28 protein-coding genes are annotated in these 24,493 nt (G+C 43.1%); 18 read left to right on the top strand and 10 right to left on the bottom strand.

Annotation, left to right across the window (positions count from 1 at the left end; translation table 11 throughout):
- The first annotated feature begins 135 nt into the window (after positions 1-135).
- Together ACQKL0_RS13160 and sipW are read left to right on the top strand one after the other, a co-directional pair.
- Positions 136-609 carry a hypothetical protein gene (locus ACQKL0_RS13160; protein ID WP_402955444.1) on the top strand — a complete coding sequence of 158 codons (474 nt, stop codon included), beginning with the start codon at positions 136-138 and terminating at the stop codon, positions 607-609.
- Positions 581-1,156, top strand: coding sequence for a signal peptidase I SipW (gene sipW, locus ACQKL0_RS13155; protein WP_427688015.1), 576 nt, complete (start codon positions 581-583; stop codon positions 1,154-1,156). Before ACQKL0_RS13160 ends, sipW begins: the two co-directional genes overlap by 29 nt.
- A gap of 106 nt (positions 1,157-1,262) precedes the next feature.
- Here sipW and uraH read toward each other — a convergent pair whose 3' ends face one another.
- From uraH to ACQKL0_RS13140, 3 genes are read right to left on the bottom strand one after another with little or no spacing between them, the layout of a single operon-like run.
- Entirely contained in the window at positions 1,263-1,622 is a 360-nt protein-coding gene (uraH, locus tag ACQKL0_RS13150; RefSeq protein ID WP_402867583.1) for a hydroxyisourate hydrolase, read from the bottom strand.
- A 46-nt stretch (positions 1,623-1,668) separates the two neighbouring features.
- Positions 1,669-2,166, bottom strand: a complete 498-nt coding sequence (gene uraD, locus ACQKL0_RS13145; RefSeq protein ID WP_402990345.1) for a 2-oxo-4-hydroxy-4-carboxy-5-ureidoimidazoline decarboxylase — start codon at positions 2,164-2,166, stop codon at positions 1,669-1,671.
- 14 nt (positions 2,167-2,180) lie between these two features.
- Positions 2,181-3,506, bottom strand: a complete 1,326-nt coding sequence (locus tag ACQKL0_RS13140) for a nucleobase:cation symporter-2 family protein (RefSeq protein ID WP_427688013.1) — start codon at positions 3,504-3,506, stop codon at positions 2,181-2,183.
- 342 nt (positions 3,507-3,848) lie between these two features.
- Between ACQKL0_RS13140 and ACQKL0_RS13135 the strand changes: the two genes are divergently transcribed.
- The 4 genes from ACQKL0_RS13135 to ACQKL0_RS13120 all read left to right on the top strand — a co-directional run bounded on the left by ACQKL0_RS13135 (position 3,849) and on the right by ACQKL0_RS13120 (position 7,608).
- The gene (locus ACQKL0_RS13135) at positions 3,849-4,166 is read left to right on the top strand and encodes a DUF3870 domain-containing protein (RefSeq protein WP_427688011.1); all 318 of its coding nucleotides are present in this window, start codon (positions 3,849-3,851) and stop codon (positions 4,164-4,166) included.
- A 149-nt stretch (positions 4,167-4,315) separates the two neighbouring features.
- A complete protein-coding gene (locus tag ACQKL0_RS13130) occupies positions 4,316-5,476 on the top strand; it encodes a DUF819 domain-containing protein (protein WP_402867588.1) in 1,161 nt (386 codons plus the stop codon).
- Between the two features lie 15 nt (positions 5,477-5,491).
- Positions 5,492-6,574 carry a dipeptide epimerase gene (locus ACQKL0_RS13125; RefSeq protein WP_427688009.1) on the top strand — a complete coding sequence of 361 codons (1,083 nt, stop codon included), beginning with the start codon at positions 5,492-5,494 and terminating at the stop codon, positions 6,572-6,574.
- A 26-nt stretch (positions 6,575-6,600) separates the two neighbouring features.
- Positions 6,601-7,608, top strand: a complete 1,008-nt coding sequence (locus ACQKL0_RS13120; protein ID WP_427688007.1) for an NlpC/P60 family protein — start codon at positions 6,601-6,603, stop codon at positions 7,606-7,608.
- Between the two features lie 86 nt (positions 7,609-7,694).
- Here the strand turns inward: ACQKL0_RS13120 and ACQKL0_RS13115 are convergent, their stop codons facing one another.
- From ACQKL0_RS13115 to ACQKL0_RS13100, 4 genes are all read right to left on the bottom strand, one after another.
- A complete protein-coding gene (locus ACQKL0_RS13115; RefSeq protein ID WP_427688005.1) occupies positions 7,695-8,204 on the bottom strand; it encodes a DUF2798 domain-containing protein in 510 nt (169 codons plus the stop codon).
- A 151-nt stretch (positions 8,205-8,355) separates the two neighbouring features.
- Positions 8,356-8,916, bottom strand: a complete 561-nt coding sequence (locus ACQKL0_RS13110; RefSeq protein WP_427688003.1) for a TetR/AcrR family transcriptional regulator — start codon at positions 8,914-8,916, stop codon at positions 8,356-8,358.
- A gap of 261 nt (positions 8,917-9,177) precedes the next feature.
- On the bottom strand, positions 9,178-9,552 hold the full coding sequence (locus ACQKL0_RS13105) for a VOC family protein (protein WP_427688001.1): 375 nt from the start codon (positions 9,550-9,552) through the stop codon (positions 9,178-9,180).
- A 170-nt stretch (positions 9,553-9,722) separates the two neighbouring features.
- A complete protein-coding gene (locus ACQKL0_RS13100; protein WP_427688000.1) occupies positions 9,723-11,339 on the bottom strand; it encodes a PucR family transcriptional regulator in 1,617 nt (538 codons plus the stop codon).
- A 288-nt stretch (positions 11,340-11,627) separates the two neighbouring features.
- Here ACQKL0_RS13100 and ACQKL0_RS13095 point away from each other — a divergent pair, with 288 nt between their 5' ends.
- From ACQKL0_RS13095 to ACQKL0_RS13075, 5 genes are all read left to right on the top strand, one after another.
- A complete protein-coding gene (locus tag ACQKL0_RS13095; RefSeq protein WP_427687998.1) occupies positions 11,628-12,683 on the top strand; it encodes a Rieske 2Fe-2S domain-containing protein in 1,056 nt (351 codons plus the stop codon).
- 228 nt (positions 12,684-12,911) lie between these two features.
- Positions 12,912-14,159 carry an allantoate deiminase gene (allC, locus tag ACQKL0_RS13090; RefSeq protein WP_427651183.1) on the top strand — a complete coding sequence of 416 codons (1,248 nt, stop codon included), beginning with the start codon at positions 12,912-12,914 and terminating at the stop codon, positions 14,157-14,159.
- Between the two features lie 14 nt (positions 14,160-14,173).
- Positions 14,174-15,430 carry a pyridoxal-phosphate-dependent aminotransferase family protein gene (locus ACQKL0_RS13085; protein ID WP_427592122.1) on the top strand — a complete coding sequence of 419 codons (1,257 nt, stop codon included), beginning with the start codon at positions 14,174-14,176 and terminating at the stop codon, positions 15,428-15,430.
- Between the two features lie 53 nt (positions 15,431-15,483).
- Positions 15,484-16,833 (top strand): allantoinase, encoded by a 1,350-nt coding sequence (locus tag ACQKL0_RS13080; RefSeq protein WP_427687996.1) that lies wholly within the window; start codon positions 15,484-15,486, stop codon positions 16,831-16,833.
- A 384-nt stretch (positions 16,834-17,217) separates the two neighbouring features.
- Entirely contained in the window at positions 17,218-17,811 is a 594-nt protein-coding gene (locus ACQKL0_RS13075) for a DedA family protein (RefSeq protein WP_402955488.1), read from the top strand.
- A gap of 43 nt (positions 17,812-17,854) precedes the next feature.
- Here ACQKL0_RS13075 and ACQKL0_RS13070 read toward each other — a convergent pair whose 3' ends face one another.
- A complete protein-coding gene (locus ACQKL0_RS13070; RefSeq protein ID WP_402955491.1) occupies positions 17,855-18,037 on the bottom strand; it encodes a YjcZ family sporulation protein in 183 nt (60 codons plus the stop codon).
- 210 nt (positions 18,038-18,247) lie between these two features.
- Here ACQKL0_RS13070 and ACQKL0_RS13065 point away from each other — a divergent pair, with 210 nt between their 5' ends.
- The 5 genes from ACQKL0_RS13065 to ACQKL0_RS13045 all read left to right on the top strand — a co-directional run bounded on the left by ACQKL0_RS13065 (position 18,248) and on the right by ACQKL0_RS13045 (position 22,591).
- Positions 18,248-18,991 (top strand): metallophosphoesterase family protein, encoded by a 744-nt coding sequence (locus ACQKL0_RS13065; RefSeq protein WP_427687994.1) that lies wholly within the window; start codon positions 18,248-18,250, stop codon positions 18,989-18,991.
- A 72-nt stretch (positions 18,992-19,063) separates the two neighbouring features.
- On the top strand, positions 19,064-19,201 hold the full coding sequence (locus ACQKL0_RS13060; protein WP_402867602.1) for a hypothetical protein: 138 nt from the start codon (positions 19,064-19,066) through the stop codon (positions 19,199-19,201).
- Positions 19,202-19,352: 151 nt separating this feature from the next.
- The gene (locus tag ACQKL0_RS13055; protein ID WP_402867603.1) at positions 19,353-20,276 is read left to right on the top strand and encodes a cation diffusion facilitator family transporter; all 924 of its coding nucleotides are present in this window, start codon (positions 19,353-19,355) and stop codon (positions 20,274-20,276) included.
- 208 nt (positions 20,277-20,484) lie between these two features.
- Complete coding sequence (locus tag ACQKL0_RS13050; RefSeq protein ID WP_427687992.1) at positions 20,485-21,174, top strand: response regulator transcription factor; 690 nt, start codon at positions 20,485-20,487, stop codon at positions 21,172-21,174.
- On the top strand, positions 21,164-22,591 hold the full coding sequence (locus tag ACQKL0_RS13045) for a HAMP domain-containing sensor histidine kinase (RefSeq protein ID WP_402868516.1): 1,428 nt from the start codon (positions 21,164-21,166) through the stop codon (positions 22,589-22,591). The genes ACQKL0_RS13050 and ACQKL0_RS13045 overlap by 11 nt, the downstream gene beginning before the upstream one ends.
- A gap of 54 nt (positions 22,592-22,645) precedes the next feature.
- Here ACQKL0_RS13045 and spx read toward each other — a convergent pair whose 3' ends face one another.
- Positions 22,646-23,041, bottom strand: a complete 396-nt coding sequence (gene spx / locus ACQKL0_RS13040) for a transcriptional regulator Spx (RefSeq protein ID WP_402867605.1) — start codon at positions 23,039-23,041, stop codon at positions 22,646-22,648.
- A gap of 179 nt (positions 23,042-23,220) precedes the next feature.
- Here spx and ACQKL0_RS13035 point away from each other — a divergent pair, with 179 nt between their 5' ends.
- Both ACQKL0_RS13035 and modB read left to right on the top strand, forming a co-directional pair.
- Positions 23,221-23,382 carry a hypothetical protein gene (locus tag ACQKL0_RS13035; RefSeq protein ID WP_402867606.1) on the top strand — a complete coding sequence of 54 codons (162 nt, stop codon included), beginning with the start codon at positions 23,221-23,223 and terminating at the stop codon, positions 23,380-23,382.
- Positions 23,379-24,032, top strand: coding sequence for a molybdate ABC transporter permease subunit (modB, locus tag ACQKL0_RS13030; RefSeq protein ID WP_402867607.1), 654 nt, complete (start codon positions 23,379-23,381; stop codon positions 24,030-24,032). Before ACQKL0_RS13035 ends, modB begins: the two co-directional genes overlap by 4 nt.
- On the opposite strand, the gene ACQKL0_RS13025 is transcribed toward modB, so the two are convergent.
- The gene (locus tag ACQKL0_RS13025) at positions 24,033-24,476 is read right to left on the bottom strand and encodes a GNAT family N-acetyltransferase (protein WP_407407825.1); all 444 of its coding nucleotides are present in this window, start codon (positions 24,474-24,476) and stop codon (positions 24,033-24,035) included. It lies immediately after the preceding gene.
- Between the last annotated feature and the right edge of the window lie 17 nt (positions 24,477-24,493).

The following is a 24,493-nucleotide window of genomic DNA, read 5'->3' as shown; positions in this document are numbered from 1 at the left end:
CATTAGTCTAGGAATCGTAAATCTGAAAGGCAGCAAGCACTATAAAGAATGAAGCCTAGGAAGAAGGGGTTTCCAATACTAAATAAAAAGGGAATTTGGAAGAGAAAAAAACTATTATGGACATTAACCAAGCTGGTGGCTATATGGTATTTATTTTTAGGAACAGTGGTGGCTGTTACGGGGCAAACGAATGCCTATTACACCGACATGGAACTAGTAAACCAAGAGATTCAAATTGGGACTTGGGAGATAGCCGAGGACATGGATTGCTCTAACGCAAAAGAGAATGAAAATCATGAAGAATGTGAAGAAGTGAAGGAACCGATCGACGATGAGCCAGATCCAAATGAAAATCAGGAGAATGAGAGTGCTGAGCCCGAAACTGAGGAGAATGAAGAAGCAAAGGACTCTGATGAAAAAGTAGAGGATTCCACTAAAGACGAAATTGAAAATAAGCCTAAAGAAAACGAGGCTATCGATAAAGAAAAAGAAGAAAGTGAGTTACCGATTAAAAAGGACCCTATTACAGAGGATGAGAACACAGATGGTAAGGTAGATAATAAGTCAGGAGGCGAAGAGTTTGAAAAGAACGCTGAAAGTAATAAGTAATTTGATTACAGTGGTACTATTTTTAAACTTAATGGTAATGGTATTTCTTATCATATCTTCAAAAGCGTCTGGGGGGGAACCCCAGGTTTTGGGGTATCAGCTTAAAACTGTTTTGTCCGGATCGATGGAACCTACCTTTCAAACCGGGTCAGTTATTGCTGTCAAGCCGCTAAGTTCAGACGAGAAACTAGCCCTTAAAAAAGGGGACATCATCACATTCCAAACAAGTGAGGAAATACTCATAACGCATAGGATTGCCAAGGTGAACAGTAGCGGAGAGCACGTTCTTTACGATACGAAAGGTGATAATAATAAAACGATAGATGCCGATCCGGTTCTATCCGATAATATTGTAGCTCTATACTCTGGATTCACTATTCCTTATGTAGGATATTTCATCGATTTCACCCAATCAAAAGAAGGTGCTGCTCTCTTACTGATTGGTCCGGGTTTATTGCTCTTAGCTTACTCAGGTTTTTGCATCTATCAAGGATTAAGAGAAATGGAATCAACTGAAAAACTAACACCCAAGAAAAAAATAGTGTGATGGTGTATGGGCTTAAAAAGTCTAATCAATAAGCAGGAAACCCCCGGCAAAGGGACAATGCATATGCCTCTTTGCCGGGGGTTTGTTTGTAGTATTCCTAAATTCATTAACTTCCCCGGTATACCTGATAGCCCCATGGGGAGACGAGTAAAGGCACATGATAGTGGGAAGCGGGGGACGCTAGACCGAAGCGGATAGGAACTTGGTCCAAAAAGGGAGGGTCAGGTAGCTCAATTGATTGACCGCGGAAGTAATCGCCGATATGAAAGACGATTTCGTACTGTCCGGTTTTTGCCTCTTCCCCGGTGAGGAGAGGGGCATCGAGCCGCCCATCCGCGTTCGTGACAGCTGTTTGGAGTAGCTGCCAGGTAGAGGATGATGATTCGGAGTAATATAATTCAATCGTGACGTTTGCAGCGGGTTTCCCGTGTGTTAAGTCCAAGATATGCGTTGTTAAACCAGACATATATGTCTCCTTATCCCTTGCATTCTTCGGCCAAGGCCGAGACTATTTAGCTTTTGATTTTTTCCTGTAAACGAAAGAACGCTATTTGATAAATCTCTGCTAAGGCCGTTTCAAACTCGGTTTCTTCTGTATGGTGAATCCTCAATTCCATTGCTTCATATATGTCATGCTTATCCTTGCCGCGTACTGCGAGGATGAAGGGGAAGTTAAACTTTTTTTGATAACGTCTATTTAATGAAAGGAAATTTTCGTATTCTAAAACGGTAAGGTCCTTTAATCCCGCTCCTCGTTGTTCCTTGGTCGAGTCAGCTGTCATTTCGACTTTGTCACCTAGGTTTGGGTGCTTCCTTATTAAATCCATTTGCATTTCCTTAGGTGCGTGGTTCACGATATCGACCATGCATTGATGAAGGCTTAATAAGGAAGAAAACGGCCTGGACGCTGAGGCTTGCTCTGGAATCCAAGGTGAGTGCTCGAAAGTATCCCCGAGAATCTCCGTGAATTCCTTATGGCTTTTTTTCTGTAACATCTCCAATGTGATCATGTTCTAGACTCCTTTTATACGCTTTTGGCTAAGAGTTGGTCCGTTTCAGGCACCACTCTAGGATCTGATTTTTTATCCCGGGGAGTTAAAATTAAGTTCAGGATGATGGCTGTCAGGCTACCGGTAATGATTCCATCGCCGACAACAATACGAATCGCTTCCGGCAGGCTCGAGAACAATTCGGGAACGACCGTTGCGCCGAGACCCAATGATACCGAACATGCGATGACCAATAAATTCGAGTTATCGGAAAAGTCTACATCGCCTAACATCTTGATTCCTGAGGATACAACCATCCCGAACATGACGACGGTAGCTCCACCAAGAACGGCTGTAGGAATCAATGTAGCGAGTGCTGCAATTTTTGGAACCACTCCAAGCCCGATTAAAATGAAACCTGCCGCGATGGTGATGGATCGTTTTTTCACGCCGGACAATTGAACCAGTCCGACATTTTGTGCGAATGTGCTATAGGGAAAGGCGTTGAAGATTCCTCCTAAAGTGAAGGCAAGCCCTTCTGCACGATAGCCCCGTACAATATCCCGTTCCTTTAAGTCACGCCCGGTTATTTTTCCAAGGGCAAGGAAGGCACCGGTCGATTCGATTAGGATGACCGTTCCGACTAGCATCATCGTCAGGATAGGCGCGATTTCAAAGGTGGGTACGCCGAAGTAGAATGGAGCTGGGACATGAAACCACGAGGCTTCCATGACGGTGGAAAAATCCATTTTTCCTGTAAATGCGGAAACGACCGTTCCTGCGATGATGCCGACCAATACGGAAATGGCACGGATGAATCCAGTGAAATACCGATTCATCAGTAAAATGATGGAAAGGACACCGAATGAGAGCATAAGGTTTTCAGCTGAACCAAAGTCTTTGCTTCCTGCACCGCCAGCCATGTTTTTAATGCCGGTGGGAACTAAGGATAATCCAATGATGATGACGACTGTCCCAGTCACGACAGGAGGAAATAACTTTAGTAGCTTGCCAAAGATATTGGAGAAAAAAATGATGAACAGACCTGCTGCGATGATCGATCCATATATGGCGGAAATGCCATAGTTACTTCCTATGGAAATCATGGGAGTGACCGCTACGAAGGAAGTCCCTAAAACAATCGGGAGCCCAATGCCGAAGAATTTGTTTTTCCATGCTTGGAGTAACGTCGCGATTCCACAGGTTAATAAGTCAATGGCAATGAGGTAAGCAAGCTGTTGAGGAGTGAAGCCTAAGGCGCCTCCGACGATGATGGGCACCAGGATTGCCCCTGCATACATGGCGAGGACATGCTGTAGGCCTAAGGAGAAGACCTTGGACTTGCCAACTTTTTCATTCATATAAGTAAAACTCCCTTCTTGAAAAAAATGTCATATAATATAACGCATGCTTGTTATGATTAATATCATCATAATAAATATTCTGATAATTGTCATTGGGTATTGTAACTAATTTTCAGAGGGGATTATGGACAGACTATATAAAGAGAGAACAAGGTAGTCCAAAGGATGATAGAGTATTTTCCTGCTGGCTTACTTGAAAAGTGGGAATTTGTCGTAATATGCGAAATATATTGACAGATTCATAATGAACATATTAGTATATATGTAATCATTTGGTTGGGATTTAGATATCTTCATATATACCTGTTGGATGTCTGTAATGACAGGAGGCCACTAAGGATGTTTCAGGAAAATACAGTGTACATAGTGGGCGAGTCAAAGGCGGCGTCCAATAATCCGATTACTCAGCAGTTTAACTGCTTTTTTATTGGATTGGTCATTGATAGTGATACACATGAGATCGTGGATGTGGAATGTTCGACTACAGTATCGCTTACATCCAAGTTCATTCGCTCCATGTTGAATGGACATTCCATTCTTCAACCTGATGTGTTGGAGAAGGAAATTGAGAAACGGTATTTTGGTTCTTCTCAGAAAGCTCTGACCGTTGCCATAAGGAATGCAAGTATTAAATATCTTCAACTTAATAAGATATAGCTGCTTCTTTTGTTAGACGCAATTGAAATCCAGCTGTTAAAGAGTGTATTCGTGCGCTCTTTGGCAGCTGGATTTTTTTTATTAGGGACATGTTGACTAAATCGTAGTTTAGTAGAACGGAATCCCTTGAATATAAGGAGGTATGGGAAATGATTCAAGATGGTGTGATGTTTGTCTGTTTTTTATTGGCATTTACTGCTGCGATTGCCGTAGTGGAGAAGAAAGTAGGAGGAAAGTTCTTCAAGTATGTACCTGGCATTGTCCTCATTTATATTGGAGCGGCCTTGATGAAGACATTTGGGCTCTTTTCAGACAGTGAATCAGTCGAAAATGCATATGGTACTGTCAGGGGTCTCCTGCTTCCAGCCATGCTGATGCTCATGTTGTTGCAATGTGATATGCGTAAAATACTGAGACTTGGACCGAAGATGCTTTTAACTTTTTTTGCGGCGTCAATCAGTATCATAGGAGGGTTCACTCTAACTTACGTCTTGATGAATGGTTTTTATGCGGAAGGAACTTGGAAGGCATTTTCGGCTTTGAGTGCAAGTTGGACAGGGGGATCGGCCAACATGGTGATCCTGCAAGGGATATTGGATGTACCTGAAAATATCTTTGGTTATGCGTTAATCATGGATACAGTCAATTACTCCATTTGGGTTATGTTTTTGTTCTGGTTGGTACCTCTAGCCGGGAAATTCAATTTTTGGACCAAAGCGGATACTTCTTTCATTGAACAAATGACCTCCGAGCTTGAAGCGGGAGAAACGACAAAGACGGAATTTGGCTTCGTGGAATTGATCGGTTTCTTGGCGCTCGCTTTAATCGTATCAGCAGGGGCAACGAAAATCGGGGAAAATCTTCCAGTGTTGGGTGCTGCAGTGAATGGGACGACGTGGACCATCATCATCGCGTCGACTGTAGGGTTGCTTCTGGCCGTCACGAAGGTTGGGCGCATCGCGGGCTCCATGGAAATTTCCAAAGTCATGCTGTATATAGTCATTGGTTTAATTGCCTCCCATGCCGATTTTTCACAGCTGTTTCAAGCACCTGTGTATATTCTATCCGGTTTCATGATTCTATTCTTCCATGGATTGATCATGGTCATTTTGGCAAAAGTCTTCAAGTTGGATCTATTTACAATGGGAGTTGCCTCATTGGCAAATATAGGAGGGGTTGCTTCAGCTCCGATATTGGCGGGCGCATTTAACCGGGCTCTAATACCTGTCGGAATCCTGATGGCTGTTTTGGGTAGTCTTCTGGGTACCTATTTTGGAATATTTACGTCATATATACTATCAAGCTTTTAAGGAAGGAATGTTACGATGAAGATTGAAAGTTTACAAGTATCAGTGGAAACTCTACCACTGGTCAAACCATTCAAGACTGCCTTGCGCACTGCAATGGAAATTGAGAACATCATGGTTTCCGTGAAGTTGGAGGATGGTACGGAAGGATTGGGTGCAGCAGCCCCGACGGTTGCCATCACAGGAGATTCCACTAATGGAATCATGACGGTCATTGAAGAAGTGATCGCGCCACATCTCATTGGCCGTGACATTGAGAGTATTCATGTATTGTCTCAGGTAATCCAACAATCCTGTGTAGGCAATACAAGTGCAAAAGCTGCTGTTGAAATCGCTTTGTATGATGCAGTCAGCAAAAGGTGGCAGCTCCCTTTATATCAATATCTAGGTGGGAAATCGAATGAGCTGAAAAACGATATGACAATCAGTATTGATACACCTGATGAAATGGCAAAGGCGGCCTTGTCTCTAATAGAAGGTGGATTTTCAACGATGAAAATCAAGCTGGGGAAGGATTGGAAGAGTGATGTGGAACGGGTCTCCCGCATTCGAGAAGCTGTGGGGGATCAAATCATCATCCGGGTCGACGCGAATCAAGGATGGACAACAAAACAAGCAATCTCCATCATTCATGAAATCGAGGAGAGGAAGCTGAACGTTGATTTGGTGGAACAGCCTGTGCAAGCACATGACATCGATGGTTTGAAAGAAATAAAGAGGTCGGTGAACGTGCCGATCATGGCCGACGAAAGTCTGTTTTCCCCTCGTGATGCCTTGAGACTTTTAAGTGAACGGGCTGTTGATTTACTGAATATTAAATTAATGAAAACCGGAGGAATTCGGCGTGCACTTCAGATCGCGGATATGGCAGAAGTAGCCGGGGTTGAATGCATGATCGGAAGTATGATGGAATCAACCATAAGTGTAGCGGCCGCAGCACATCTGGCAACCGCACATCCAAACATCACGAAGATTGATCTGGATGCACCATTATGGATTAAGGATGAACCATTTGAAGGACTTCAATTTAAGAAAGACCAACTCTTCATTACCGATAAACCTGGACTAGGGGTCAAGAGGAGATCCTCTTTTACTCAATAAAACTTTTTGGAAGGGTGATTATGTAGATGGAAAGAAAAAAGGTATTGGTTTTAGTTCTATCTTTCTTTGCACTTAGTATTTTACTATTCAGTTCAAGTGAAGCAAGCGCAAAAGAAAAAGTGAGAAGTGCCTATGTAGATGTAGCGGTTGCCACTCTGTGGACGGAGCCGGACCTATTAAGACAATTGGATGCTCCTTCTGCGTCGAACCCCGTTGATTTGAATGCCTGGATCAAGTCCATGAAGTATGAGGACAAGCTGTGGCTTGTGGGTAACCTGGAAACACAGGCGTTATATGGGTCAAAAGTGACCATACTCGAAGAACGAGGAAATTGGGTGAAAGTAGCAGTAGCCAATCAGTTGACACCCCGAAATGAAGCGGGTTATCCAGGATGGATGCCAAAAGGGCAATTGAAGACAGCAAAGGCCTTTGAAAAACAACTCTCTAAAGGGTTAGTCCTTGTGGATGCTCCCAAGACTTGGCTTTATTCGGATTCGAAACAGCGGTCGAAATTCATGGAAGTCAGCTTTGATACACGCCTTCCACTTTTACAGGTGAAAAAAGATAAGGTAAAAGTTATGACACCAAGTGATGGAGTCAAATGGATAGATAAGAAAGACGTAGAGATCTATCAAAATGAAAATCAAATTCCAAAACCGACGGGTACGGACATCGTGCAATCGGGCAAAGGGTTTTTAGGTCTTCCTTATCTATGGGCCGGAATGTCCGGTTTTGGATTTGACTGTTCCGGGTTTACCTATACGATGTACCACGCTAATGGAATAACGATTCCAAGGGACTCTTCCGTTCAGGCGCAACAGGGGGAAATGGTGAAACGGGAAAACCTTGAACCAGGTGATTTACTCTTTTTTGCCTATGATAAAGGAAAAGGGAAGGTCCACCATGTAGGGATGTATATAGGAAAAGGGAAGATGATTCATTCACCAAACACCTCTACACATGTAAGGATAGATGAAATCGATACATCGGGTTACGGTGAAGAATATGCTGGGGCAAGAAGATATCTAGATTGACTTAAGGAGTTATGATAGTCAAAAGGGGTTCGAAATGAAGATTTCGAACCCCTTTTATTTTGATATTCAGTTCGTCATCCTGGGCATTATTTTATAATGGCAACCTCAGGATCTTTTTTATCTTGATTAGCATGTATTTTTACCATGGCCATTCTTGCAAGGGGTTGAATGACTAAACTCTCAGCAATAAGAACGATGAAGAAGTTTCTTGGCCAATATGAAATAAAGTTGCTAAAGGTATCCGAATTAAAACCGTTACCGATGATTCCGCCAATGAAAGTCATGCACATGGACATGCCGAATACAGTGAATACGATACGGAATAAAATCTTTGCGTTAAAGCTATCTGTTGGTTGAGTGAACTTTTTAACCATGTTTTCTGCAATGCGTCCTACAAGGACTGGCTCAATGACCATGGCGATAACAAACATGATTGGCCAAATTTTGATAATATCCATTGCAATTTCCCCGTTAAATTCACCAGTTACTGTAATGATACTGAATGACGACATGAATAAAGAGGTAAGAAAACAGATGATACCTCCGTATAATGCGCCCTCTTTGCCGTTTCTTGGTAATCTAGTTTCGTTTTTCAATGTTTTCTTCCTTCCGAAAATACATATTTAGACGTTGTGGCTACGTGATCAACACACGTAAAAGGTATTTACACTAACTGATTTCTAAGGCGTAATGAAAATCCCTCAACAAGCAAGTCGAGGGGCTTTGTATGGACGTGATTATATTACATTAATACGCCTTTAATAAATTGGGCAATCCCTTTGAAATCGTTCTTAATGGTTCGCTCGAGTTTTTTGTTAAACAAAGCATGATCCCACCTTCGATGGTAGCGGTCAGCATTAATGCCAGTGCCTGAGCTGCTTCTTTGGAAAAGCCATCTTCTATTAATTTGATTGAATAAATATCTTGAATCTTTGTGAAAGTGAGAGCACAAGTGGTTCTCACTGGTTCGCTTAGCGATCCCATTTCGCTTACCATACTACTGAATGTATAACCAGTAATCATCCCATCACGATCATACTGAACGGCCAGTTTTTCAATCATCGATTGAGTAGCCATTTGTGTAGTTGGATGTTGTTGGAAAATTTCTTTCATGTCCGAAGTGATAATAGTATTCAAAGATTGAAGACAAGCGATGAGTAATTCTTCTTTTCCGTTGGGAAAATGGTGATAAAGTGAGCCTTTTGAAATGTTACATTTCTTTAAGATTTCGTTTAATCCTACGCCTAAGTATCCTTTTTTCTGAAAAAGGTTTGTAGCGATGTCAATGATCAGTGATTTTGTATCCAATCGCAGTAAACCTCCTCTAAACCAACCGGTCTGTTTTTAAATATATCAAAATAATGTTTTATAAGTCAAGATAATTATAAATTCTCATTTATTACAAATTAAAATTTATCCCCATTCCATAATCCTACTAGGATAACGCATATGTGGATGGTGGAAACAACGGTATTCTTTCGTTCCATAAAAAAGAGAGCCTTTAACAGGCTCCTGAATACTCCCAATCATTCTTATTCTTTGTAAGTTCGGTCGAATTTTGGAAGGTATTTAGCTTTTTACCCGTTCAAGCAATTCCATGCGGTTACCGAAAGGGTCGGAAATGAAGAATCTTTTAACACCTGGGATTCTATCGTCCTCCATGACATCGATTCCATTTGTTACTAAATGCTGTTTTAAAGCTTCTATATTCTCTACTTCAAAAGCGGGATGAGCTTTTTTCGCCGGATAAAATGGTTCTTCGATTCCGATATGTATTTGGTGATTGGCGAATTCAAACCAAACGCCACCGTGTTTCTTTAGGGCTTCAGGTTTCTCGACTTCATCAAAGCCTAGCAGGTCCTTGAAAAATGTTCTTGTCTTGTCCTCGCTGCCTTTAGGGGCGGCGAGCTGAATATGGTCAATGGACTTAAAAGTAAATGGCATGTAAATCAATCCCCTCTGGATCCAAATGGATAGTATGTTCTTGATTCAAATCTTACACCTGTTGTAATAATAAGGAAATTACAAAGTTGTTATTTAAGCCGATAAGTCTTGCTTATGGTTAACGATCCTAACGTGTTTGTAATGGAAGGATGTAATTGGAAAGATGGAATCTAAGTAGTTAGCAGGGTGTTGATCCTTAGGGCAAGTCGTATTTGCAGTGTGGTTTCAGGGTCTTTCAAGCTCTTCCCAAGTAGTTCCTCGCATTTCTCGAGTCTGTATACAACGGTGTTCCGATGAACAAATAATCTCTTGGCTGTTTCGGAAATTTGGCAATGGGTCTCCAGGTAGACGGATAGTGTCTGCAATAATGGTTCTTGCTCTTCGTTCTTTATTTTCGAAAATCCTTGTAGGGCGAAGTGGTTAAAGTTCTTTAGGTCTTCTTCAGGGATGATTCGTAGTAATTCCATGATGTCTTTTGTCCGGAATGTCTGGATATACCCAGCCCTTTTAGATAGACCGCCTTCCTTAAGGGAGTCATTCGCTTCCTTGAAGGCGTGTTTGATCTGAAGAAATTTCGGGGCCATATGGCTGACTCCGAACGACATGGTACAGTCAAATTGTTTATTCACTGTTCTTTGCAAGGCATGTAAGGAGGATTCTACATATTGAAGGGAACGGTTTGAATCTTCGTTTACCTCATATAAAAGAATGCACTTCTTTCCTTTTGTAAAGAGGTGGATAGGGAGTGTTGAGTCGAGAAGTTCCTCTTCTAAAAATGCATAAACCGAATCGGCTTTTTCCTGTTGCTGTGTATAGTTTTTACTTTCATGGGTTTCGTCCATTTTCCCAACGACGCATATATATGTTTGTTCGTTATGTAAGGAGAACTCTTTTGCCCGGTTTATGATTTCCTCCTGTGAGGAGAAGCTGCCATCAAGGACATGGAGGAAGAATTCATTTCGTATATTTCGATCATGTTGTTTGAGTGCGTGCTCTTTCATTAATGCGAAGGAGATGACGTTTGTGGCCTGTTCGATTGTTAAGGTAATCAAATTGTCGCTAGACTTGATTTCTCCTGAAATGGTCAAATATCCAAATGTTTTTCCATCCAGATAGATGGGGAAAACAGTATAGGTTTGCTGATTGGATAGGACTGAAAATGAGAAAAAAGGAGACTTGGTTAGTTGAAAATTGTATCCTTCACTGATCATTTTTTTGATTATTGAAAAAACTGAAGAGGTGCGATATGGATGAATCATCGGTTTAAGGTATTGATCAACCAATGTGATGGGAAATTCAATCATATTGGATAAATGATCAAGTAATTTCTGAATTCCTTTTCCACGCATAATGAGATTGGTGAATTGTTTATGTGTCTCCATCGCGTGCGTTAATTCATTGGCGCGTTGATCGAGAATTTGCCGGAGTATGAGATTGGTGATTTCACCGAGAGACAAGTCTGCGGGAAGATCGATTATAGGAAGAGAGAGTTCGTTGGCAACTTGAAGTATCTCCTCAGGTACTTCCTTCAAGTACCGTCGAGTCTTGATGCCGAGTGCGGCACAACCTTGTTTGGCCATGCCTTCGATGAGAGTCTTGAATAAGAGGGGCTGGTCCTTCAGGTGGTACGCGGTCGTTACGAGAAATTCATTCGGTTTTAGAAAATGGATGATATCCGGGGCATCCATCATGTTGACCGTTTGTACTTCCCCATCCAATCCTAATTCTCCAGCGATAACGTGCATGCCGGGTAAAAACGGCAAATGTAAAAGTTCGGCTACCTTCATCTAAACACACCTCATTCTTTAAGATTTTGATTATCTAGGGGTGTGCGAGTGTAATAGTCTGTTCCTTGAGAACGTGCTGTGGACTATTTCCTTATCGCCTTCATGATGTGATTTTTTACTATCATATCATACAATTCCTTTGACAATCTTTACAAATTTTCCATTTTGTTTTGTTGAGGTATCCAAAATTATATTTTTATGTAAGGTTTTATAACATTGGTGGTGACATAATGTCTGAATATTGTTACTATTTATAAAAAGCGATGATGAAAAAGGGGAGATGAAGGAATGAAGGAAATCAATGTTGCTACGAAGAAGAAAAAAAGAGTGACGCCCTATCCTAAAGAGTGCACGTTCAGTAAAGAGGATTGGGATGTATTGACGCAGTATTGGTTTCCGGTGGCGGCGGTCGAGGAAGTGACGGAAAAGCCCCTCGGCATTAAATTGCTGGATGTCCATCTTGTGCTTTACCGTGCGAATGGAAAAATCATTGTGGCTAGGGATCTTTGTCTGCACCGGGGGGTTCCGCTAAGCATGGGTTGGGTGGAAGAAGACAATATCGTTTGTCCTTATCATGGATTTAGATACGGGCCAGAGGGGAACTGCACGGGAATTCCCGCACACCCTAATGCGAAAATATCTCCTCGTCTTTGCATTACCATCTATCCAACGGTAGAACGTTATGGATTGGTCTGGACTTCGATAGCAAGTGATGTTGAGGATATCCCGCCATTGCCGGCATGGGACGATCAGGCATACCTGAATATTCTTCCTCCGTTCATCGACATTGCTGGTTCTGCAGGAAGACAGATGGAAGGATTTTTGGATGTATCCCATTTTGCCTGGGTCCATTCAGAAAGCTTCGCTGATCGTGATAACCCCGTTGTGCCAAGCTATAAAGTGGATAAAACGGAATACGGCTTACATGTCGAGTATAGAAGTTCGGTCAGCAATTATGGAAAAGACCTGAAACATTTGGAACCGCCGAATTTTGAGTGGCTACGCGTGTTCGACATTTACCCGCCTTTAGCAGCGAGGTTGACGGTCCATTTTCCGGAAGGTGGGAAACTATTTATCCTGAACTGCGCTAGTCCAGTTTCGGCTAGGAAAACCAGGATGTTTTCCCCGATGGCGCGAAATTTTGATTTAGATGCACCTCTTGAAGACACATACGAATTCAATTTACAGATTTTTAATGAAGATAAGGAAATGGTCGAAAATCAAAAGCCGGAGGAGTTGCCGCTCGATCTTCAGGCAGAAGCCCATATCGCGGCGGATAAGACTTCGATTGCTTACCGTGAGCTATTGAGGGAATTGGGGTTAGGCTCAAATTATACAAGTTGATGTGTGAGGGTGTCCTTTTTGTGGACGCTCTCGCTTTTTTTTCTACATCACACTCATTATGAATGCCTCAAATAAGTTTGTCGTTTAGTGATGGTGTACAAAAATATCTTTGATTTCTAACAGAATTGTCAATGAAGTTCATCATGTAAGCAAGTAAAATAATCCATATAACATAATTTGTGAAGATTCATAACATACAATAGGGCTGAATAAGAGGAGGTAAACGTGATGGCCATGCAAATCAAGGAATCTCTTTATGAAAAAGATGATGTTGCTTCTATGATTGAATGGTTGGCTTCTTACGGGTTAACGGAGAAGCAGGGAGTAACTCGGTTATTATATTCCAAGGCATGGGTGCAGGCCCAGCGAGCATTGAAAATGGAAATGGAAAAAGTGGGTTTACGGACGCATTTTGATAGCGTAGGTAACTTGTTTGGAAGATTGGAAGGGACGAATCCCGGAAGTAAAACAATCCTGACGGGGTCTCATATTGATACGGTTGTCGAAGGAGGGAAGTATGATGGTGCATTTGGGGTCATCGCTAGTTTTCTAGCGGTACAAAGGTTGCATCAAACCTATGGGCCTCCCCGGAAAACGATCGAAGTCGTTTCCTTTTGTGAAGAAGAAGGGAGCCGTTTCCCCTTGACATTCTGGGGATCGAGGAATATCCAAGGGGTGTATGGTCTGGACCAAGTGAAAGGGCTGATGGATTCAGAGGGGTATCCATTTTTGAAAGCCATGAAGGAAGCAGGTTTTGACCCTGATACATATATAACGCCAGTCCGTGATGATATTGAGGGATTCGTCGAGATTCATATTGAACAGGGAAGTATCTTAGAAAAAAATCAAAAGACGATCGGGGTCGTCAGTCATATTGTTGGGCAGCGTCGCTATACGATTAGGGTTCTTGGTGAAAGTAATCATGCAGGCACCACCCCGATGCATGATCGAAGGGATGCAGTCAGTGCAGCTTCGGAATACATTTCTTTTTTAACGAGTAAGGCCAAAGAAATGGACCCTCATTTAGTGGCGACGGTCGGTAAAGTGGATGTGTTTCCAAACGTTCCGAACGTCGTGGCTGGTGAAGTGGCATTTAGTTTAGATATCAGGCATCACCAAGAAGATGTCCTTAATTCGTTTTGTCGGGAGATTTTCTCTACCTTCCAATCTCATGCGGATGGTAACGAGATACAGTTGGAAGTTGCACAGTGGATGGATGTCGTGCCGGTTGAATTAAGTACAGAGATGAATTCCTTGGTTCGGGAAATTACCGAAAATCATAAGATTCCTTATCAAGATATCATTAGCGGTGCGGGGCATGATGCACAGGTGTTTGGTTCGATTTGTCCGACATGCTTGCTCTTCGTTCCAAGTCGGGATGGAATCAGCCATTCGCCGAGAGAATTTACGAACATTCAGGACTTAGAAAAGGGAATCGATGTGTTAAGCGACCTATTATATAAATTAGCCTATTAAAGGGGGAAGATTAAATGGCATATAAAGAATTATGCACACCGGTCAGGACCATCATGACTCCAGGGCCCGTGGAGGTGGACCCCCGGGTTTTACGGGCGATGAGCACTCCGATATTAGGGCAGTTTGATCCTGCATTTACGAATATTATGAATGAAGTAATGGAAATGCTTCGTCTCGTATTCCAGACGAGCAATCACTGGGCTTTTCCAATCGACGGGACATCCCGATCTGGAAATGAAGCGATACTATGCAGCATTATTGAGCCTGGCGATAAGGTCTTGGTTCCCATTTTTGGGCGGTTCGGTCATTTGCTGGTTGAAATTTGTGAGCGATATGGAGCGGAAGTGCATACGATTGAATGTCCATGGGGGGAGGTTTTTGATCCAGCGGATGTCATTGCGGAAATCAAGAAAGTATCCCCGAAAATAACGGCAATAGTTCACGGGGAAACGTCTACAGGATGCATGCAGCCGTTAGCGGAAATCGGTAAGGCCTGTCGGGAGCAAGATGTTTTGCTTGTCGTCGATGCGGTTGCGTCGATTGGAGGAACGGAGGTAAAGGTGGATGAATGGTATATTGATGGGTTGATAGGAGGTACGCAAAAATGCTTGTCCGTTCCTTCGGGTATGGCGCCGATCACATATAATGAAAGAATCGAAAAAATCATTCAGTCCCGTAAAAAGGTGGAACGGGGGATTGAAACAGAAGAAGATCGTCAACGTATTTCTAGCCATCGTCCCATTCCCTCCAATTATTTCGATTTGGGCATGCTGCAGGATTATTGGGGGCCACGTCGTTTGAACCACCATACAGAAGCAACTTCGATGATTTATGCATTACGTGAAGGACTACGCCTTGTGCTCGAAGAAGGATTGGAACAGCGATTTGCCCGCCATAGGCATCATGAGGCTGCACTTGTTGCTGGCATCGAGGCGATGGGACTTACGTTATTTGGGGATGGGAAAAATAAATTACCATGCGTAACTTGTGTTGAAATTCCAGAAGGGGTGGATGGAGAGCAAGTCCGGTCGATGCTATTGAATGAATTTAGTATCGAAATCGCATCCTCGTTCGGTCCCCTTCACGGTAAGATTTGGAGAATTGGAACGATGGGATTCAGTTGTCGGAAAGAGAATATTCTCTTTGTGCTGGCTTCTTTGGAAGCGGTCCTTTTACGCCAAGGGTTCGAAGTAAATCGGGGAGAAGCTTTGCAGGCTGCACTCGACATATACGTAGGGGAATCGGGAAAACCGATCGGGGTGAAATCATAACGGGAAGGTGACTTCCTTTATCTTTTGCCAAACGATTTGAAGGAGTGAACAAGATGTCCACATACGAACTCATTATCCGTAATGGCTACGTGGTATTGCCTGAAGAAGTGAAAAAAGCCGATGTTGCCATCCGGGATGGCAGGATTGCCGAGATTGGCAATCTGATCGATGATAAAGGGCTCGAAGAATATGAAGCATCGGAACATTATGTTTTTCCTGGAATGATTGATGTTCATGTCCATTTCAGTGAGCCGGGACGTGCCCATTGGGAAGGGTTTGAAACCGGTTCGCAGATGATGGCAGCAGGCGGATGCACGACCTATTTTGACATGCCATTGAATGGGATCCCTTCCACGATTGATCAACTGGCGCTTCTTGAGAAGGCGAAAATCGGTGAAGCGAAGTCGGTTGTCGATTTTGGTTTATGGGGTGGTTTGGTACCCGGAAATATAGATGAATTGGAAGGGCTAGCTAAATCAGGGGTCATTGGTTTTAAGGCCTTTCTTTCTGCGACGGGCAATGATGAGTTTGAACGGGCGGATGATTTAACTCTGCTTCATGGTATGCGGGAAATCGCCAAGTTGGATAAGATCTTGGCACTGCATGCCGAAAGTGATTCAATTACTCGCTGGTTGAAGCAAGTGAAAGAGGAGCAAGGATTATACAGCGCTGACGACTATGCGGCGACTCGTCCCGTATTAGCAGAAGCAGAGGCAGTCGAACGAGCCATTACATATGCAGAATTGACAGGATGCCGACTGCATTTTGTCCACATCAGCAGTGCATTGGCGATAGAAAAGATAGAACGGGCCAAGCGACGTGGCCTGGATGTAACGGTCGAAACCTGTCCTCACTATCTACTATTCAATCAAGCTACACTCATCGAGAAAGGGTCGGTAGCAAAATGCGCACCTCCACTTCGTGAGAGGGACGAACAGGAAAAGTTAATTGCTTTATTAATAGAAGGAAGGTTTGACATGATTTCATCAGATCACTCCCCAAGTCCTTATGAAATGAAGGATCCTGCGGTGCATAACCTGTTCGAGGCATGGGGTGGAATAAGTGGCGGGCAGTTTTCCTTACTATCGATGATCGAACTGGCCATTACATACGATATTCCTTTACCGAAAGTGGCTGATTGGATAGCGGCAGCACCTGCTGAGCGATTTGGACTTTCTTCAAGGAAGGGACAAATCAAGGAAGGAATGGATGCGGATCTTGCTGTTATTTCCCTGAGTCAAAACTATACAGTCAGTAGGGACAATTTTTATGCCAAGCATAAGCAAAGTGTCTATATGGGCCACACCTTCCCCTGTCAAATAACCGCCACCTTCAACAAGGGAAAGCTAGTCTATGATAAGGGCGAAATCAGGAAACAGGCGCGGGGAACGTGGCTAAAATAGTAGGGAAATCGAATTGCACATCTAATATTACAATATTATATGAAGTGGAAAGAAGGTGATTCTCCTATATTTGGATCGCCTTCTTTCGTTGTTTTTGCGGAAAGGGTGAAATGAAAAATCTATATAGTGTAGACTAGTATAGGTATAAGTAGCGATGAATGCAGGGAAGAGACTATCTTCCAACGGTACTAGAAAAATATCCCGGTAATAAAACGTTGACTCTTTATGAACCGTTGTTATAGGATTACGGTATGAAAAAATGTGTAATAGGTATAAAATCCACACGATAGATACCGGTAACTGTCCTTTTAGCAAACAAAGGGTGCCCGTGAACAGCGGGGGCATCCTTTTTTATATGTAATTGTCAGAAAGGGGGAAACCTCTATGGAATCTTTGATCATGGATATGATCGAAGCGTTTAAATCTTTATCTTATTTCGGGGTGTTGCTTGCGTTAACATTTGAATTCATCCCAGCTGAAGTCGTTCTGCCGCTTGCCGGCTATTGGGTATATCAAGGTGAATGGAATTTAGTCTTGACGATACTGGCTGGTTCAATTGGTGGGGTAACGGGTCCATTGACACTTTACGCCCTAGGAAAGTATGGGGGAAGGCCGCTAGTAATGAAGTTTGGGAAGTACTTCTTGGTGAAAGAGGAACAGCTGAACAAGGCTGAGTACTTCTTCGATAAGTATGGAGCGGGAATTGCCTTTTTCGGAAGATTTGTTCCCGGAATCCGTACGGCCATTTCATTACCTTGTGGTATTTTGAAAATGAATATCTGGAAATTCATGCTTTATACATACTTGGCGATGCTTCCCGTGACCACGATTTATGTATATCTAGGATATAAGTTAGGGCCGCAATGGGAGCAAGCTGGAGCGATTTTCGCGCAATACGCGAATTTCTTGCTCATCCCAATCGTCCTGATCGTCATTTGGCTGTTCTTCAAAGCAAAGAAAAGAAAAACGAATCAATAACAAAGAAGGCGCCTGGTATAGGCGCCTTGTTTTATTTAGTTTGTTAGCAGCATCCGCCGTAACCTCCGCCGCCATAACCTCCGCCGCCGCCGAAGCCCCAGCTACAACCAATGATGACTAGTAAGATGAACAATACGATCAATAAGGCAAAGCCGTTATCGAAACCTCCGCCACCGCACCCATCATTGCATCCATTGTTACATCCATTATTATTATAACCACCCATTTAACTTCCTCCTCATAACATTTATGATTTACATACCTAGCAAAACATCTTTACTGGGAATACTCCATACTATGTATTCTAGGCCGAAGTGTTTGCTTATTCATTAAAAATGGGCGTGGGTAGACAGGGGGAGATGAGCCCGAATAATTTTTCCTGGATTTTAAAGATGTTATAATATACCACATATATAGAAGGGGGCTGGTCTTCTCCGTGAAAGTTGCGATTATGACAGATATACATGGCAATGCTTCGGCATTGAAAGCCGTTCTTAAGGAAATTGATGATAGAAATGAAGTGGAGCGAATCTATTGTTTGGGGGATATGATCGCAATAGGACCCGATACCAATGACGTCTTGGATTTGTTATTTTCGAGAGATGACCTAACGATGATCAGTGGAAATCATGATGAAGCCGTATTGGCCATTGTTAAAGGGGAGGAACATCCAACGGGACATGTCCATGTTAAAGAGCACCATGAATGGATTGCGAAAAGGATGGACCCACTATTCGTACCGCTCCTGGAAAAACTGCCTCGCACCCTGGAGGTTCCGGTTCATGACCGCACTCTTTTCTTCACCCATTATCATATGGAAAAGGAAAAGAGGAATGCACACATCAGTGAAAATCCCTTCAGCAAGATCGTTGAACCCAATTTAGCTAACTTGGAGGCCCTTTTTAGAAATCGGTCAGAAGATTTGATAGGATTTGGGCATCATCATCCTCTTCATCACTTTCAAAACGACCAAACGATTTTCCTGAATCCCGGATCGCTTGGGTGCAATAGTGAACCAATTGCACGGTATGCCGTGGTTACCATCGAGGACAACGGCATTCAGGTTCATCTGGGAAATGCGTCGTATGATAATGCTGCCTTTCTTTCGTCCTACAAAAAGTTACAGGTCCCGGAGCATGAATTCATTATACGTGCCTTTCATGGAAATCAGATGATATAGATCCAAGCATAAAACATCTTCCTGAGGATATGATAAAAGTCAAACTGTTACATATTCGAGGAGGAGAGTCCCATGAAGGATTCGGAACAGAACCGTCATCTTCAAGATCCCGAAAATGCAGAGCAGCAACATAGCCTCGTCTGCAATGATGAATTATTCAATAAGGACCTGCGTGCGATCGTCGATGATACCATGCAAAATGAAGGATAGCTTGTTAGGACACTGTAGGACATCGCCTGCAGTGTTTATTTTTGCCCTCCCGTACCTTTTACGCTTTAAATGGGTAAGTCAATCATTTGAAACCATTCTGAAATTATCCCATACTATATATAAGGTTATAGATACGAGAGGAGGGGAAATCATGGGACATCATGAGGGTCACTCCCATGACCACGGACACCACCATCATCATTCAGATAATAAAAAAGCTCTGCTGGCGTCGTTTGTGCTGATCTCGACATTCATGGTAATCGAAGTGATTGGAGGGTTCATGACGAATAGTCTGGCCTTGCTATCGGATGCAGGGCATATGCTGAGCGATGCAGCGGCTTTGGGGCTCAGTTATGCAGCGATTAGGCTAGGCGAGCGAAAGGCGACCCAATCCAATTCCTTTGGATACAAGCGTTTCGAAATCATTGCCGCTTGTTTAAATGGTTTGACGTTAATCGTAATCTCGGTATTCATTTTCGTAGAGGCGATTCGGAGGTTTGTAGATCCGCCTGAGGTTCAAAGTTTGGGAATGCTAATGATTTCAATCATTGGCTTGTTTGTGAATATCATTGCCGCATGGATTCTAATGAGTGGCGATAAAGAAGAGAACCTGAATGTACGGAGTGCTTTTTTACATGTAATCGGCGATATGCTCGGTTCAGTGGGCGCCATTGTGGCAGCACTATTGATTTACTTTTTCGATTGGGGAATGGCGGACCCCATCGCGAGTATGATTGTCGCAATTCTAATAGTTATAAGTGGGTATAGAGTGGTGCGCGATTCTTTCCATATTCTAATGGAAGGCACACCAGAACGAATCGACATGGAAGAAGTGAAAGAGAATTTGAAGGAATTGCCGCATGTATCGGATGTCCATGACCTCCATATCTGGACGATTACCTCCGGATTTCTCTCGTTAAGCTGTCATGTCGTCATTGATGCTGGTGGAGACCACGATTCAACCCTTGCTGTTGCCCAAAAACTGCTTCATGACCGACATGGGATTGAACATAGCACGATCCAAGTGGAAAAACAGGATGTGGGGTGCCCGAACCCGCATGAGACATGTAATTGAAACAAGGCCGGCTCATCGATGAAGCCGGCTTTTTTGATGTGTCGTATTTCGGATGAAACCGAGAAGTGTCCAAAAATGTCGAGGAATGATTAGATGAACATATTCCTGACACATTAAGGGGATATGATGGGGGATAAAAGACTGATGCACAGTTAGGTTGGATAATGCAATATGATTCAACTATAATTTAAGAAGGAGGAATTCCTTTATGAAAAAAATTCTAGTCGTTGAAGATGAAATTGCCATTTCGATGGTGTTGAAAGCATATTTACAGCGTGAAGGGATGGAAGTCGTACAAGTTTTCGATGGACTCAAGGCTATTCCGACCTTCGAAGAAACGAACCCCGATCTGGTTCTACTTGATGTGATGCTGCCTGGTAAAGAGGGCTGGGACATCTTGAAAGAAATCAGGGAGAAGGATATGTGTCCCGTGATCATGCTGACGGCATTGAATGATGTGGATTACCGCCTATCCGGCTTTAAGTCGGGAGCGGATGATTATATTTCCAAGCCCTTTGTGGCGGAAGAAGTGATGGCCCGGGTGCATGCCGTTTTAAGGAGGAGCTCGACACCTGTCGTCGAAGAAAAACATGTACATCAATTTGGCAGCTTGGCCATTGATAACAAGGCCTATGCGGTGCACTTAAAAGGGGAGGAAATCAGCTTGACGCCCCGTGACTTGTCATTGCTCATTTTTTTCGCGAAGCACCCCAATCATATTTTCACGAGAGAGCAACTCCTCGATCAGGTGTGGGGCATAGACTATGACGGAAGTGACCGTGCCGTGGATTTGGCCATCAAACGAATCAGGAAAGCCCTCGATGCCTGGCCATCATCTGAAGGGGAAATTAAAACGTTGCGTGGATTGGGGTATCAATTGAGTGTCTATGAAAACTAGGAAACGGACTACCTTGCAGCTCTATTGGACAAAAAGATATGTATTGACGTTGATTTCGGGCTTATTGCTATTATCTGTCTTTTCCTTATGGTGGATGGAAAAAACGGCCCTGGAATATAGGCTGAGCCTGCTTAAGTATTTAGCGGATGAAACGTCCGACCGGGCAATGAAGGAGAATGGCCAAATTGTCGTCGGTCCCATCCTTTCCGAAATCGTGGAAGAAAGGGAAAAAATCCTTCAGCTCAATAAGCAACCGATCATTTATATCGTTGATCCTGATGGCAGTATCATCTATACGATGCCTCAATTATATCTTAATGAAGATAATAGTAAGCTTCCTCACGCCATCATGGATAGTCAGGAATTGATCCAGAAGGTCAAGATTTCCGAAAACAAGGTATTTGTCGTCAAGTCGCCGATCACATTTGAAGGCGAGACAAAGGGGTGGGTCGTCATTGCCCAGGAAGAAGGGGCATTAAAGGAAGTCAACCAGGATCACGGTTTGCTTGCATTCCTGATAGGAGGTTTGCTATGCCTTGGGACGGGCGTCATTTATTTTCTTTCAAGAAAGATATCGAGACCCATCCAAGATGTGGCTAACGCTGCTGTCCAAGTGCGGGAAGGCAACTATGATATCCATTTTAAAGAAGAAGAGGAGATACGCGAAGAAGAGATATACGAACTCGTGGAATCCTTCAAGGAAATGACAAACCGGTTGAAACTCATGGAGAAATTACGGGCCGAATTGCTTGCTGGTGTCACCCATGACCTGAAAACACCGGTCACATCCATTAGCGGGTTGATTCAAGCGGTAAGGGATGACGTGGTTACTGGCGAGCAAAGTAAGGAATTTCTTGATATATCCTTGAAGGAAACTCAACGCCTACAGGTGATGATCGAGGATTTGCTGGATTATAATGCAATGTCGGCCGGTGCCTTTAAAATTCGATTGGAAAGAGAAAATCTAAATACATTCATTCAGGAGATCGCTTATCGTTGGCAGATTACCCAGGAGGATCAGAACTTCACCCTGAATGTGCAGGTTCCCGATGAACCGATTCATGGGCAGATTGATTCACTGCGGATGCAGCAAATTATCATAAATCTGTTGAACAATGCGAAGCATTCCCTGGATGGCAATGGTCAAATCGAGATAGGTCTCTATGATCTGGAAGATTCCCGAATAGGAATCGACGTGAAGGATAGTGGACGCGGCATTCCGCAACATGAACAACAGTATGTGTTCGAACCCTTTTATCGGGGCGAAAACAAAAAACTGAAAGTGCGTGGATTAGGATTGGGCCTTCCCTTCAGCAAGATGCTTGCTAAAGCACAAAAGGGAGACCTCGTGTTGAAAGAAAGCAATGAACAAGGGACGATTTTTACCATTACAGTAGAGAAATCAGCGCGGGTATAACAAAAAAAGGGTTGTCCATTTCTAGTGGACAACCCTTTTGTCAGGTATAGTTGATTAGGCGAGTTGGCTGATGGCACGCCACAATTGAATGTGACGGACTTTTCTTGGAAGGAAGCGGCCCATTTCTTCTTCATTATAGCCAGCATGCAAATTCTTATGATCAAAAATGATCGGGCGACGTAATAAATCTGGATTTGCTTGAATGAGCGTACAAAGGTCGTTAAGTGGGGTATTGTTTATATCGATATTCAAGCTTTTGAATTTTTTGGAACGGGTTGAGATGATTTCATCTGTACCGCCTTCCGTTTTACGTAAAATCGCTTTGATTTCTTCTATAGATAAAGGTTGAGAATATAAGTTCCGTTCATTGTAGGAAATTTCATTTTTTTGAAGCCAAGCTTTTGCCTTACGACATGCTAAACTGCTTGGTGTAGTATAAATTGTAACCATTAAAATCGACTCCCTTAGGGTTTCATATTTTTTATAGGTTTTTTTTGGGTTTTTGCTTTTTCGGTTTATGGGTTAAAATTATTTTGTATTTGTTATACTCTTACTTTAACGTTTGTATGTGTCAGCAATATGTCAAGAAAAATAAACTTAAAAGTTTTTTTGGAAAAGGGAGAATTCGAATGTGGATGTTTAAAATATCGGGAGTGCCTGCATCTGAAGGAAATCCGGGGAATAGGATGAGGGTGGCTGAGCCGTTTTTAGCTAAGGAAAACTATTTCTTAGAAGAGCAACTGTTGCGTTTTCCTTCATTGATGATGTCGACTGTGGGGCAAGGATCATGACCGCGGACTTTTGGTCACCTGTCAGACTGTCCGTTCAGATAGCCGGAATCTCGGGAATCCTCGTCTTTATTATAGGAATCATGCTTGCCCGCATCATGGCCAAAAAGCGCTTCAGAGGAAGGGTCATCCTGGAAACCGTGTTTTTGCTGCCCCTTGTATTGCCGCCTTCCGTCGTCGGGTTTTTACTGATCGTGTTTTTCGGTAAAAACGGAACGCTAGGTCAAGTCATCGAGAAGGTGTTTAGCCAACCAATCATGTTCACCTGGTGGGCGGCGGTTATTGCTTCTACCGTTGTAGCCTTCCCGCTTATGTACCAATCGGCCAAAACGGGTTTTGAGGGCATAGATGAAGAAATAGAAAATGCCGCGAGAGTGGATGGAGCGGGTGAATGGAAGTTATTCTGGTATGTATCCCTTCCATTAGCCGGCAAATCCATCCTGACCGGAGCGATATTGAGTTCAGCACGAGCCTTGGGGGAATTTGGGGCGACACTCATGTTTGCTGGTAACATCCCGGGACAGACCCAGACGATACCGACCGCGATATATATAGCCATGGATTCAGGGAATATGACTCTAGCTTGGCTATGGGTCGGTGTGATCATCGCCATCTCTTTCATTATGCTTTTCATCGTGACGTACATAAAATGATTACTTTTCGTATAAACTAATGAAAAATTGAGGTGCGACTTCTACGTCTTTCTTATGTATAAAGCCATTTTTTTCATACAGTTTACGTGCAGGCATGTTCAAGGTACCGGTCGAAACGGATAGCTTCTTCCATGGAATCGTCAGTTGTAGGTGGGTAAGAAGGGCCTGTGCAATGCCTTTTCGGAAATGATCTGGGTGTACGACCAATCGGCAAATCTCTATCAGTCCATTTTCACTTTTATAGGAAATGGCCCCGGCAACCGTATCGTCAACAAAAAAACCGATAAATGCTTCTTTGCAGCGTAAGAATTGGTCAAACGTTTCTACCAATGGAGGTATTTCGTCAAACCCAACCAATTCCGCTTCCACTGCATAGGCTTTTTTTTGAAGGGAAAACAGTTGTTGTCCATGGATGGAGCGTAATTCTGGAATATTCATCATCATGCGTAAATCATCTCCTT

The organism is Peribacillus sp. NPDC097264 (assembly GCF_050277925.1).
GTDB lineage: Bacteria > Bacillota > Bacilli > Bacillales > DSM-1321 > Peribacillus.
This window is presented reverse-complemented; position numbering and strand designations above follow the sequence as displayed.